At 67.2% G+C, this 12,224-nt stretch carries 10 protein-coding genes; 5 read left to right on the forward strand and 5 right to left on the reverse strand.

The annotated features are described in order from the left end of the window. Positions 1-5 precede the first annotated feature (5 nt). Entirely contained in the window at positions 6-1,154 is a 1,149-nt protein-coding gene (locus AC5P7X_RS19440; RefSeq protein ID WP_495215270.1) for an efflux RND transporter periplasmic adaptor subunit, read from the reverse strand. Between the two features lie 129 nt (positions 1,155-1,283). Between AC5P7X_RS19440 and AC5P7X_RS19445 the strand changes: the two genes are divergently transcribed. Together AC5P7X_RS19445 and AC5P7X_RS19450 are read left to right on the forward strand one after the other, a co-directional pair. Continuing rightward, a complete protein-coding gene (locus AC5P7X_RS19445; protein ID WP_005416361.1) occupies positions 1,284-2,000 on the forward strand; it encodes a response regulator in 717 nt (238 codons plus the stop codon). Further along, complete coding sequence (locus AC5P7X_RS19450; protein WP_005416360.1) at positions 2,000-3,076, forward strand: ATP-binding protein; 1,077 nt, start codon at positions 2,000-2,002, stop codon at positions 3,074-3,076. Before AC5P7X_RS19445 ends, AC5P7X_RS19450 begins: the two co-directional genes overlap by 1 nt. Here AC5P7X_RS19450 and AC5P7X_RS19455 read toward each other — a convergent pair. From AC5P7X_RS19455 to AC5P7X_RS19465, 3 genes are all read right to left on the reverse strand, one after another. Continuing rightward, on the reverse strand, positions 3,054-4,892 hold the full coding sequence (locus tag AC5P7X_RS19455; protein ID WP_428986921.1) for a DUF7844 domain-containing protein: 1,839 nt from the start codon (positions 4,890-4,892) through the stop codon (positions 3,054-3,056). The genes AC5P7X_RS19450 and AC5P7X_RS19455 overlap by 23 nt on opposite strands. Positions 4,893-4,962: 70 nt before the next feature. After that, positions 4,963-5,262 (reverse strand): DUF2388 domain-containing protein, encoded by a 300-nt coding sequence (locus AC5P7X_RS19460; protein WP_005416358.1) that lies wholly within the window; start codon positions 5,260-5,262, stop codon positions 4,963-4,965. A gap of 62 nt (positions 5,263-5,324) precedes the next feature. Continuing rightward, positions 5,325-6,713 (reverse strand): FAD-binding oxidoreductase, encoded by a 1,389-nt coding sequence (locus tag AC5P7X_RS19465; protein WP_346607837.1) that lies wholly within the window; start codon positions 6,711-6,713, stop codon positions 5,325-5,327. Positions 6,714-6,882: 169 nt separating this feature from the next. Here AC5P7X_RS19465 and serA point away from each other — a divergent pair, with 169 nt between their 5' ends. After that, positions 6,883-8,124, forward strand: a complete 1,242-nt coding sequence (gene serA, locus AC5P7X_RS19470; protein WP_005416356.1) for a phosphoglycerate dehydrogenase — start codon at positions 6,883-6,885, stop codon at positions 8,122-8,124. Positions 8,125-8,192: 68 nt separating this feature from the next. On the opposite strand, the gene AC5P7X_RS19475 is transcribed toward serA, so the two are convergent. Then, positions 8,193-8,807, reverse strand: coding sequence for an NUDIX hydrolase (locus tag AC5P7X_RS19475; protein ID WP_080375108.1), 615 nt, complete (start codon positions 8,805-8,807; stop codon positions 8,193-8,195). 132 nt (positions 8,808-8,939) lie between these two features. Here AC5P7X_RS19475 and AC5P7X_RS19480 point away from each other — a divergent pair, with 132 nt between their 5' ends. Continuing rightward, positions 8,940-10,415 (forward strand): amino acid permease, encoded by a 1,476-nt coding sequence (locus AC5P7X_RS19480; protein ID WP_005416354.1) that lies wholly within the window; start codon positions 8,940-8,942, stop codon positions 10,413-10,415. Between the two features lie 82 nt (positions 10,416-10,497). Continuing rightward, the gene (locus AC5P7X_RS19485) at positions 10,498-11,925 is read left to right on the forward strand and encodes an amino acid permease (RefSeq protein ID WP_053500013.1); all 1,428 of its coding nucleotides are present in this window, start codon (positions 10,498-10,500) and stop codon (positions 11,923-11,925) included. Positions 11,926-12,224 lie beyond the last annotated feature (299 nt).

Raw genomic sequence — 12,224 nt, forward strand, 5'->3', positions numbered from 1 at the left:
CAGGCTCAGCCCTTGCTGCCGGCCTGTACTGCACCGGCGCTGGCAACCGGCATCTGCCAGTCGCGCGCATCGACCACCACGCCTTCCTGCAGGCGCTCCTGACCCTCGACCACCACTTTCTCGCCGGCCTTCAAGCCCGTGCGCACCAGCCACTGGCGATCGACACTACCGTCCACTTCCAGCGTGCGGATCACCGCCTTGCCGTCGGCGCCGATCACCCAGGCATAGGCCTGGCCACCGGCGCTGCGCAGCACCGCCTGCTGTGGCACGGTCAATGCACTGGCGGGCGCGCCACGTGGCACCCTCGCGCGCACGTACATGCCCGGCAGCAGCTGCCGCTGCGGGTTGTCAACCAGGATGCGCAGGATCACGTCACCCGTCCGCGCATCGACATTGATGCCGGAGAACAACAGCTGCCCGCGCTCTGGCAGCGGCTTGCCGGCCGCACCGATGATCGTCACCGGCAGCTCGCCATCACCGGCGGCACTGCGCTGCAGCGACTCCAGCTGCGCCGCCGGTTGGCGCACATCAACGTAGACCTGGTCGATCTGCTGCACCACCGCCATCGGCTCGGCATCAGCCACGCCGACCAGCGCACCTTCGGTCACCAGCGCCTGGTCGATACGGCCGGCAATGGGTGCACTGACCGTCGCGTAACGCAGATCGAGCTGGCGACGGGACAGGATCGCGCGCGCTTCGTTCACTGCGGCACGGGCCTGCTCGTATTCGGCGCTGGCATCGTCGCGATGCTGTTGGCTGACCGCCTGTGCGGCGGCCAGCGCATGCAGGCGCTGCGATTGCACGCGGCTGCGGCCCAGCGCGGCCTCACTGCGCTGCAAGGCAGCCAGTGCCGAATCGACGTCGGCCCGGAACGCGGCCGGGTCGATCTGGAACAGGGCCTGGCCGGCGCTCACTTCGGCCCCCTGGTCGAACAGCCGGCGCTGCACGATGCCGCCCACCTGCGCACGGATCTGCGCGGTGCGCACGGCGGCCACGCGGCCGGGCAGTTCGTCGTCACGCTGCACCACCTGTGGGCCGACGGTGATCACGCTGACACGCGGTGCGGCTTCGGGAGGGGCTTCGGGGGTTGAGCAGGCCGTCATGGCCAGGGCGAGGGCCGCGATCAACGCGACCGGAGTCCTGAAGGTTCTCATTGCTGTGCACAATGCCGCGCAGGCGGCGGATAGGTTCTGAAGCGCGCAGTGTGCGTGGCAATGATGGGGTTTCGATGGAGGAACTGTGGAGATACGATGGAGGCAAGCACCTTACGGCCCCGCCCCTGCATGCATGCCTCCCCCGCCCTCGCCGCCCTCGTCCTGATCGTCGAGGATGAGGCCGAGATCGCCGATATTCTCAGCGCCTACCTGGAACGCGAAGGACTGCGCACGCTGCGCGCGGCCGATGGCCATAGCGCACTGGACCTGCATCGCAGCGCCCGCCCCGACCTGGTCCTGCTCGATGTACAGCTGCCACGCCTGGATGGCTGGAGCGTGCTGACCCAGTTGCGCCAGCGTGGTGAGACGCCGGTGATCATGCTGACCGCGCTGGACCAGGACCTCGACAAGCTGACCGCGCTGCGCATGGGTGCCGACGACTACGTGGTCAAGCCGTTCAACCCGGCCGAGGTAGCGGCGCGCGTGCGCGCGGTGCTGCGGCGTACGCTGCGCGCCTCGCGCGTGGACGCGCCCACTGCGCTGCGCGTCGGCCCGCTGCTGATCGACTCGGCCACCCACGCCGTGCACGTGGAGGGCGAAGGCTACAGTCACGAAGTGCTGCTCACGCTCACCGAGTTCAAGCTGCTGCACTGCATGGCGCTGGCACCGACCCGCATCTTCAGCCGCAGCGAGCTGATGCACGAATGCCTGCCGGAAAGCGAAGCGCTGGAGCGCACTGTCGACAGCCATGTCAGCAAGCTGCGCCGCAAGCTGGACGAAGTGGGCATGGTCAATGTTCCGGCCAGTGTGCGCGGCGTCGGCTACCGGTTGATGGCTGACCGCTGATGGCCCGACTGCGCCGTTCCGGGCTCAGCCGCCACATCATCGTCTCGATGTCGCTGATGGTGATCGGCGTCATCGTGATGATGATCCTGTCGTCGTGGCTGCTGTACGCGGTGCTGGTCGAGTTCTTCCCCGGAAGTACCGAAGAGCCGGAAAGCTGGTTGCCGACCGGGCCGGAGCTTGCATGGATGGTGGGCGTGATCCTGACCGGCCTGGCGCTGGCCATCGCCGCCTCGTTCCGCCTCGCCCACCGCATCCTGTCGCCGTTGAATTCGCTGGTGGACAGCGTGCGTGCCCTCGCCAGCGGTGACCTCGGGGCCCGCGCCAGCGTCGAGGAGAATTCGCCGGGCGAAGTGGCGACCCTGGTTGAAGACTTCAATGCGATGGCGCGCCGCCTGCAGCACATGGAGAGCGAGCGCGCGATGTGGCATGCGGCCATCGCACATGAGCTGCGTACTCCGGTGACGATCCTGCGCGGCCGCCTGCAGGGACTGGCCGAGGGCGTGTTCCATCCGGACGAGTCGCAGTTCCGCAGCCTGCTCGCCCAGGTCGAAGGGCTGTCCCGCCTGATTGAAGATCTGCGCGTACTGAGCCTGTCCGACAACGCACGGCTGGACGTGCGTCGCGCACGCACCGACGTGGTGGCCGAGGTGCATTCGGTGATGACGCTGGTCGACCCGCAGTTCCGCGCTGCGGGCTTCGTGCTGGAGCTGGAAACCAGCCGCGAGGAACACAACGCGCACTGTGATCCCACGCGCCTGCGCCAGGCGCTGCTGGCGCTGCTGGAAAACGCCCGTCGCTATGCCAGCCCAGGCAAGGTGCGGATCGCTGTCCATGACACGCCGGGACATGTGCAGGTGGCCATCGAGGATGAAGGCCCGGGCATTGATCCGGGACTGCATGCCGACATCTTCACTCCGTTCATGCGCGCCGACGGCTCACGTTCGCGCCAGGGCGGTGGCAGCGGGCTCGGCCTGGCGGTGGTCAAGGCCATCGCCGATGCACATGGCGGCCATGCCTACTGCACGCCCGGCAGCTGCGGCGGCAGCCGTTTCGTCATCGAACTGCCGCGCCAGTAGCCGGACCAGCGGCCTGCGTGCGCAGGTGTGCCCCCAGCGCGGCCAGATTGGCGTCGATCGCATCCATTTCCTCACGCTGCCGCGCCGGCAACTGCTGGCGAAGCTGCACACGCAATGCCTGCCATGCCGGTACCGCCTGCGCACTGGCAGTGGTCACGGCCGCAGACAGCAGTACCTGCTCGTCGCCCAGAGGCAACCCATAGCCGCCGTCCTGCAGCAGCGTCCCTGGGCGCAACCACTGCCCACTCTGCGCCAGCAGGCCGCGCAGGCTGCGGGTTTCCGCGCTGTCCGCAGCAGCCAGCAGCTGCCGCTTGAGCACATCGCGTGCCCGCAGCTCGGCACGCCGCTGTGCGGCCTGTTCCAGCAACAGCAGGCCGGCACTGGCGCGCAGGTCGCCCTTCAGCAGCCACGGTGCCCGTTGTTCCGCCGGCAGCTTCAACCAGCCGCGCACATCGCGGGCGGGCAGGCTCAGCTGGGTCGCCGCCACTGTGAACAACTGCTGGTAGTGGTCGCGCGCGGAAGCGAAGTAATAGCCCTGTGCCTGCGCGGCGTTGCGGTCCGTGAGTACCCGCTCGTCAAGCATGCCCAGCCGCGCCAGCCGGCGCTTGAGACCGCGCGGACTCAGCTGGGCCAGCCCGGCCTCGCCCAGCTGCGGCACTCCGGCCTGCAGCAGCTTGGCGGTCTCCACCGCACAGTTGTTGCTGACGAAGTAATAGCGCCCGTCATAGCTCCAGTGCACCTGGGCGGTGCGCTCGAGCAGGCTGGCGATCTCATCGCGCTGCAGCCGCAATGGCAGCGACTGCAGGCCGCGCAGTTCGACCTTGGTGTACTCGTCCACCACCTGCTGCAGCGGCAGCACGAACAGCCGCGACGGGTAGCCGCCGGTCAAGCCGCGCCAGTTGGATATCTGCACGTCGCCCACGAACGCGCGGAAGGACAGCACGCGGTGGTGTTCAAGATCCAGCCTGCAGTCCGGCCCCGGTGCGCGCCCGGGCCTGCAGATCACCAATCGCAGCATGCTGTGGCCCCAGCGGCTCATTGGCTGCGCGCTGCCTTCGGCGAACAGGTAATCCACGGCGTAGACACGCGCGGGGTCGAGCTGCAGCAGCGATGCCGCCCCCTCTTCCGATTCGGCCTGCAGCAAGGGCAACGCGGTCGCGCAGTGCGACTGCGGCAGCGATGGCAGGGTTCCGAAATGGGCCTGGTACCACCGCGCCAGTGCCGGGCGCCGGCAGGCGAACTCGCTGTCGAGCACGAAATGCTCGGCGTTCACTGCCAGGTACTCGGCCGGGTCCTTCAGTTCATACGCATCGGGGCTGCGGTCACGGAAGTCGTTGTCGCCACGGCCGAGATGCCAGGGCTTGCGCTGCCAACCCGCGAGGTCACGCCATCGCATGCTCTGCGACCAGTTCGCACCGCCACGGTCGGCGACGTGCGTCAGTTCGTGTACCAGCGCGCTGCGGCGTGCGCGGCGCGCGCCGGGCACGGCATCATCCAGCAGCTCGCGACGCAGGGCGATGCGCCCGGCGAAAGCGCGGCCGTGCACATCGGCCGGCAGGTCATCGCGCCAACGCACCTGGACCTGTGCAGGCAATGCGCGGAGCAGGCCATCAGGCAGCAGTGCCTGCACGTCGGCCAGGGTCTGCGTCGCCACCTGCTGCTGTGCAGGGCTCAACCCTGCCGGGTCCAGCTGCAGGCGATCAGCTGCGTGCGCGACGTGGGCGACCAGCAGTAGAGCCACGCCATGCGTGGCTGCGTTCCACCGGCCAAGCCTCTGTAGAGCCGAGCCATGCTCGGCTACTGTTGCGATCCGCATGCGCCAGGCATTCAGCCGCGCATGGCTCGGCGCTACAGAAAGCGATGACGCCGAGGTCATGCAGCCCGGATCAGCGGGCCAGCAGCGCGCGGGCCAGTTCCAGGTCGCTCTGCAGCTGTGCGGTGGCGCTCTGCTCACGCAGGTGGACCAGCGCGGCCTGCAGGCGGGCGCCACGGATCTGGCCGTCGCTGGCAACGAACGCAGCGGCATCGTCGCGCGCGGCCAGCACCACCTTGTCATCACCCGAGCTGCTGCCCGAGGAGCCGGAGGAAGCGCCGGTGGCCGAACCGGCCGAGGTGCCGGCGAAGCTGGAAGCGAAGCCGGCCAGCGGCAGGGACAGCAGGGCGAGCAGCAGAAGCTTACGGGTCATCGGTTCGAAGCCGGTTGTGAGGATGCGTGGAGCGTAACGGGTGCGTGAAGGATTTGCCCGGCTCAGGCGTCGAACAGCTTGCCGGGATTCAGCCGCGCTTGGGGATCGAACGCGCGTTTGACCGCCTTCATCAGCGCGATTTCGGCCGGGCCGCGGGTGCTGTCCAGGTAGCCCTTCTTGACCAGGCCGATGCCATGCTCGGCCGAGATGCTGCCATCGAAACGCGCCAGCACCTGCGCCAGCAGCTTGGTGACGTGCTCGCACTGCGCCACGAAATCGGCGTCACTGGTATCGTCGGGCTTGAGCACGTTGATGTGCAGGTTGCCGTCGCCGATGTGGCCGAACCAGACCACGTCGAAGTGCGGGTAGGCTTGCCCGATCAGTGCCTGGGTCTCTGCCAGGAACGCCGGCATCGCCGAGATCCGTACCGAGACGTCGTTCTTGTAGGGTTTGTAGCGCGCCAGCGATTCGGTGATGCCTTCGCGCAGGCGCCACAGCTGGGCGGCCTGGGCGTCGCTGGCACTGATCACCCCGTCGCTGACCCAGCCGTTGCCCATGCAGTCCTCGAAGGCCGCCATCGCCGCCGCTTCCTGCGCTTCGTCGTTGGCGGCGAACTCGGTGACCACGTAGTACGGGTGCACCTCGTCGAACGGCGCCTGCGCACCGTGCGCCAGCACATGGTCCAGCGCGCGGTCGGTGAAGAACTCGAAGGCCTGCAGCTGCAGGCGCGCGCGGAACGCGGCGAACACCTGCATCAGCACTTCGAAGCTGGGTACTGCCAGAAGCATCACGTTGCTGGCCGGCGGCGGGTCGGTCAGCTTCACGGTGGCTTCGACGATCACGCCCAGCGTGCCCTCCGAACCGATCAACAGCTGGCGGAAGTCATAGCCGCTGGAGTTCTTGATCAGGCCCTTGTTGAGCTCGAGCAGTTCGCCACTGGCGGTGACCACCTTCAGCCCGGCGATCCACTCGCGGGTGTTGCCGTAGCGGATCACGCGGATGCCGCCGGCATTGGTGGCAATGTTGCCGCCGATCGTGCACGAGCCTCGCGCGGCGAAATCCACCGGGTAGATCAGGCCGTGGTCCAGCGCGGCGTTGTGCACGGCCTCCAGCGGCATGCCGGCCTGCACCACCAGGGTGCGATCGACCGCGTCGTAGTCCAGCGCCCTGTTCATCCTCTCCAGGCTGAGCACCAGCTCGCCGTTGGCCGCCACCGCGCCACCCGAGAGGCCGGTGCGGCCGCCCGACGGCACCACCGCCACGCCCTCGGCGGCACTCCAGCGCATCACCGCCTGTACCTCCTCGACCGTGGCCGGCAGTGCGATCGCCAGCGGCGCCGGCGTCCAGCGCCGGGTCCAGTCGCGCCCGTAATGCTCCAGGTCGGCCGGGTCGGTCTTCAGCTTCAGGCCGGGACAGGCCTGCTGCAGCGAGGCAATGCGGGAATCGGTCATGACGGTCCAGCGCGGGGCGTGAAGAACGGGCAAGCGTGCCAGCGGCACGCGCCAGCGTCCAGCCCTGCAGACAGGCAGATAGCTACGGATGCAACCAATTGCGCACTGCACCATGAGCGCCGTGATCTGGCATAGTGGTTGGCCCCTGTCCCACTGGCCGTGTTGCCCCATGTCGCCGAAGAAGACCTCGTTCCCGAAGCAGGATATCCGCGTGCTGTTGCTGGAGGGGGTCAGCCAGACCGCCGTGGAGGTGTTCAGCGCCGCCGGCTACAGCCAGATCGAGGCACACACCAAGGCACTGCCCGAGGACGAATTGAAGGCGCGCATCGCCGAGGCACATATTGTCGGCATCCGTTCGCGCACCCAGCTCAGCGCCGAGGTGCTGGCCGAGGCGAAGCGCCTGATCGCGGTGGGCTGCTTCTGCATCGGCACCAACCAGGTCGACCTGGATGCGGCCGAGCTGGCCGGCATCCCGGTGTTCAATGCGCCCTATTCCAATACCCGCAGCGTGGCCGAGCTGGTGATCGCCGAGGCGATCATGCTGACCCGCGGCATCCCGCAGAAGAACGCCGAATGTCATCGCGGCGGCTGGTCGAAGTCGGCCAGCGGCAGCCATGAAGTGCGTGGCAAGACGCTGGGCATCATCGGTTATGGCCACATCGGCACCCAGGTCGGCGTGCTGGCCGAATCGCTGGGCATGCAGGTGATCTTCCACGACGTGGAAACCAAGCTGGCGCTGGGCAATGCGCGTGCCGCGGCCAGCCTGGACGACCTGCTGGCGCGCGCCGACATCGTCACCCTGCACGTGCCGGAGACGCCGGCCACGCAGTGGATGATCGGCAGCACCGAGCTGGCGAAGATGCGCAAGGGTGCGCACCTGATCAACGCCGCGCGCGGCACCGTGGTCGACATCGATGCGCTGGATGCCGCACTGGCCAGCGGCCACGTCGGCGGTGCCGCGCTGGACGTGTTCCCGGTCGAACCGAAGGGCAACGGCGATATCTTCGAGTCGCCGCTGACCCGCCACGACAACGTGATCCTGACCCCGCACGTAGGCGGCAGCACGCTGGAAGCGCAGGACAACATCGGCGTGGAAGTGGCAGCCAAGCTGGTGCGCTACAGCGACAACGGCAGCACCCTGTCGGCGGTCAACTTCCCGGAAGTGACCCTGCCCGAACACGAAGACAGCCTGCGCCTGCTGCACATCCACCAGAACGTGCCGGGCGTGCTGTCCAGGGTCAACGAGATCTTCTCGCGCCACAACGTCAACATCGACGGCCAGTTCCTGCGTACCGACCCGAAGGTGGGCTACGTGGTGATCGACATCACCGCCAGCGAGGCACAGGCCGCCGCCGTGCGCGACGAGCTGGCCGCGATTCCGGGCACGCTGCGGACGCGCATCCTGTACTAGGTAAAAAGGGGACGGAGGGGATTAAGTCGTTTATGCATTAACGACTTAATCCCCTCCGTCCCCTTTTTTCAACGTGCCAGCCAGCGGCGCGCCATGCGCTGCATGGATTCATCCGATTCGGGGTCGGCCGCGACTTCCGTCACCGGCCGCCAGGCCAGGTCCAGCGATTCCTCGCTGAGCACGAAGGCCTCGCCACCCAGCGCCCGGATCACGAAACGCACGTCGTAGTGCCAGTGCCCCGGCACGTCCTTGCGCTCCGGAATCCAATGCTTGTCGATGTCGAAGATGGCCGGGTCTTCCAGTACCAGGCCGCTCAGCCCGGACTCCTCCTCGGCTTCCTTCAGCGCCACCTGCGCCAGATCACGGTCGCCGTCGGCGTGACCGCCCAGCTGCAGCCAGCGCTGCAGCTTTCGGTGATGGGTGAGCAGCAGGCGCTGGCCGTCGGCACTGACCAGCCAGCAGCTGGCGGTGAAATGCCCGGCCAGCCGTTCGCGACGGAACGGATCTTCTGGATCGTCCAGCAATGTGCCGAATTCGGCAGCCAGTGCGTCGTGGGCGGGCTCGCGGCGGGCATAGTCCCGCAACAGACCGCGCAGGCGATCATCAAGCACGGCAAGGGTTTCGGCGGTCTGGCGCATGAATGGGGGCGGTTCGGAAAAATACTGCTCATTATCGCCGTTCATTGTTGCGATTGCGCTTGTGCGTTGGCTTCAGCTTTGGCTAAGGTACAGCGGGCCGTTCGCACGGCCTTCACCATTCAAGGTTGCCGGCAACGTATCGGCGGCCCACCCCATCCGATCATTAGGAAGTACTGCATGCTGAAAGCTCTGTTGAGGGTCAAGCCGGTCCAGCCGGCCGGGCACGTCGATGCCGGCGAACCCATCGAAGGCAGCCTGGACGGCGAAGCCACGTTGAAACGGACCCTCACGGCTAAACACCTCATCCTGCTGGGCGTGGGTGCGGTGATCGGCGCTGGTATCTTCGTGCTGACCGGCCAGGCCGCGGCCAACCACGCCGGCCCGGCGGTAATGCTGTCGTTTGTGCTGGCCGGTTTCGCCTGTGCCCTGGCGGGCCTGTGCTACGCCGAGTTCGCGGCGATGATGCCGGTCTCCGGCAGTGCCTACTCCTACTCCTACGCCACCCTCGGCGAGGGCATGGCCTGGTTCATCGGCTGGTGCCTGGTGCTGGAGTACCTGTTCGCCTCGGCGTCGGTCGCGGTGGGTTGGTCGGCCTACCTGATCAGCTTCATCACCACCACGCTGCACATGCCCTTCCCGGACCTGCTCAGCGCCGCGCCCATCGCCTGGACCGGCAGCGAGTTCGTCTCTTCCGGCAAGCTGTTCAACCTGCCGGCGGTGCTGATCGTGGCGGCGGTGTCCGGCCTGCTGTACGTGGGCGTGACCCAGTCGGCGTTCGTCAACGCCATCATCGTGGCGATCAAGGTCACCGTCATCTGCCTGTTCATCGGCATCGGCGCGGCCCACATCGATCCGGCCAACTGGCAGCCCTTCATTCCGGAAAACACCGGCGTGCCGGGTGAGTTCGGCTGGAGCGGCATCTTCCGCGCGGCCACCATCGTGTTCTTCGCCTACATCGGCTTCGACGCGGTTTCCACCGCCGCCGGCGAAACCAAGGATCCCCAGCGCAACATGCCGATCGGCCTGCTCGGCTCGCTGGCCGTGTGCACCATCGTCTACATCATCGTCTGCGCGGTGCTGACCGGCATGATGCCGTACCACCTGCTGGGCACCGACAAGCCGGTGGCCACCGCGCTGGAGCCGTACCCGACCCTGTCCTGGCTGAAGACCCTGGTCGAGATCGGCGCCATCGCCGGCCTGTCCTCGGTGGTGCTGGTGATGATGATGGGCCAGACCCGCATCGCCTACACCATTTCCCGCGACGGCCTGCTGCCGAAGTTCTTCGGCAAGGTCCACGCTCGTTTCCGCACCCCCTATTGGGCCACGATCGTGGTCGGCGTGATCGCCGCCGCACTGGCCGGCCTGGTGCCGCTGAACGTGCTGGGCGAACTGGTGTCGATGGGCACCCTGTTGGCCTTCGCCACGGTCTGCATCGGCGTGCTGGTGCTGCGCTATACCAAGCCGGAGATCCACCGCCCGTTCCGCGTGCCGGCGGTGTGGATCATCTGCCCGCTTGGCGCTGCGGCCTGCCTGTTCCTGTTCTGGCAGGCGTTCGTGGTGCACTGGCACCTGTTCGTCGGCTGGACCGTGCTGGGCATGCTGATCTATCTCGGCTATGGCATGCGCAACAGCAAGCTGGCCAAGTCACCCTGATCCGCCTACGGGCCGGCCCTGTGCCGGCCCGTCCGTTTTCCCCGCGCGCCAGACACGGCGCGCTTCGACAAGACCACCAGACATGTTCAAGCAACTGTGGGCCACCAAGCACCCGCATGCCGCCCATGAAGACGCCAACGGCCTGAGCCTGCGCCGCCACCTCGGCCCTTGGGGCCTGACCGCCCTCGGCATCGGTGCCGTGATCGGCGGCGGCATCTTCGTCATCACCGGTCAGGCCGCCGCCAATCACGCCGGCCCCGCGATCATGCTGTCGTTCGTGCTGGCCGCCATCTGCTGCGCCTTCTGCGCGCTGGCCTACGCCGAGTTCGCCTCGATGGTGCCGGTTTCCGGCAGCGCCTATACCTATACCTACGCCACCTTCGGCGAACTGTCGGCCTGGTTCATCGGCTGGATGCTGGTGCTCGAATACGGCGTCTCTGCGTCGGCGGTGGCGGTCAGCTGGACCGGCTACTTCCTCAGCCTGCTCAGCCAGTTCGACATCCATCTGCCAGCGGCGCTGGTCAGTGCACCACTGGACGCACAGCTGCGTCCCACCGGTGCTATCGCCAACCTGCCGGCCGCTGCGCTGGTACTGCTGCTGACCTGGCTGTGCTACGTCGGCATCAGCAAGTCATCGGCAATGAACATGGCGATGGTCGTGCTCAAGACCGGCCTCATCCTGCTGGTCATCGTGGTCGGCTGGAAGTACGTGGACACCAGCAACTGGACGCCGTTCATCCCCGCCAACGAAGGCCCCGGCAAGTACGGTATGGAAGGCGTGCTGCGTGGCGCGGCGATGGTGTTCTTCGCCTACATCGGCTTCGAGGCGGTCTCGGTGGCGGCGCAGGAATCCAAGAACCCGCAGCGCGACATGCCGATCGGCATGATGCTGTCGCTGGTGGTCTGCACCGTGCTCTACATCGCGATGGCCGCGGTGATGACCGGCCTGGTGCCGTTCCAGCTGCTGGGCACCGACGAACCGGTGGTGACCGCGGTGGCCGCGCATCCGCAGCTGGGTTGGCTGCGCTGGGTGGTCGAGGTCGGCGCGCTGGTCGGACTGTCCTCGGTGGTACTGGTGATGATCATCGGCCAGCCGCGCATCTTCATGATCATGGGGCGCGACGGCCTGCTGCCGCCGGTGTTCACCAGGATCCACCCGAAGTACCGCACCCCGCACATCAACACGGTGATCACCGGCATCGGCATCGCGCTGCTGGCGGCGCTGTTCCCACTGGACATCCTTGGCGAGCTGACCTCGATGGGCACGCTGATCGCGTTCGCGGCGGTGTGTGCCGGCGTGCTGATCCTGCGCCGCACCCAGCCGGACCTGCCGCGCCCGTTCCGCATGCCGATGGCCTGGCTGATCTGCAGCCTGGGCGTGCTGAGTTGCCTTGCCCTGCTGTCGGCGATGACGATGCACAACTGGATGCTGATGGGCGTCTGGACCTTCGTCGGTTTCGTGATCTATTTCTGCTACGGCTTCAGGCACAGCCGGCTGCGGGGCAAGTAAGGTTTTGCATTGCAGGGCCTGCGGCCCTGCACCCGCCTTTGAAGCCGGAGCAACGGCAGCAGCAACTGCCGGGTTGAGGAATTGGCGGGGAGGGGTGAGGTTGCGGGGGGCGCTGCAAGTACGTCCCTGTAAGCTCGGTCGCCGCATCCATGCGGCTCACTGATCTGGCCCCCTGAAAACGGACGCCATGAAGCCGTTTCAGGCGGCAGGCCGAAGCTGCCGGGCGTAGTTGTTAGGCGAGTGGTAGCCCAGCGCCGAGTGTAGCCGGGCTGGATTGTAGAAGCCGTGGATGTAAGCAG

It is taken from the genome of Stenotrophomonas sp. YJH_SMC_53 (genome assembly GCF_059369995.1).

Excerpts from the sequence above, each read along its gene's own strand:
- AC5P7X_RS19475 (WP_080375108.1), bottom strand. The coding sequence starts at position 8,807 with ATGAACGGCGATAATGAGCAGTATTTTTCCGAACCGCCCCCATTCATG.
- serA (WP_005416356.1), top strand. The coding sequence starts at position 6,883 with ATGTCGCCGAAGAAGACCTCGTTCCCGAAGCAGGATATCCGCGTGCTG.
- AC5P7X_RS19450 (WP_005416360.1), top strand. The coding sequence starts at position 2,000 with ATGGCCCGACTGCGCCGTTCCGGGCTCAGCCGCCACATCATCGTCTCG.
- AC5P7X_RS19485 (WP_053500013.1), top strand. The coding sequence starts at position 10,498 with ATGTTCAAGCAACTGTGGGCCACCAAGCACCCGCATGCCGCCCATGAA.
- AC5P7X_RS19455 (WP_428986921.1), bottom strand. The coding sequence starts at position 4,892 with ATGCGGATCGCAACAGTAGCCGAGCATGGCTCGGCTCTACAGAGGCTT.
- AC5P7X_RS19460 (WP_005416358.1), bottom strand. The coding sequence starts at position 5,262 with ATGACCCGTAAGCTTCTGCTGCTCGCCCTGCTGTCCCTGCCGCTGGCC.
- AC5P7X_RS19440 (WP_495215270.1), bottom strand. The coding sequence starts at position 1,154 with ATGAGAACCTTCAGGACTCCGGTCGCGTTGATCGCGGCCCTCGCCCTG.
- AC5P7X_RS19445 (WP_005416361.1), top strand. The coding sequence starts at position 1,284 with ATGCATGCCTCCCCCGCCCTCGCCGCCCTCGTCCTGATCGTCGAGGAT.
- AC5P7X_RS19465 (WP_346607837.1), bottom strand. The coding sequence starts at position 6,713 with ATGACCGATTCCCGCATTGCCTCGCTGCAGCAGGCCTGTCCCGGCCTG.
- AC5P7X_RS19480 (WP_005416354.1), top strand. The coding sequence starts at position 8,940 with ATGCTGAAAGCTCTGTTGAGGGTCAAGCCGGTCCAGCCGGCCGGGCAC.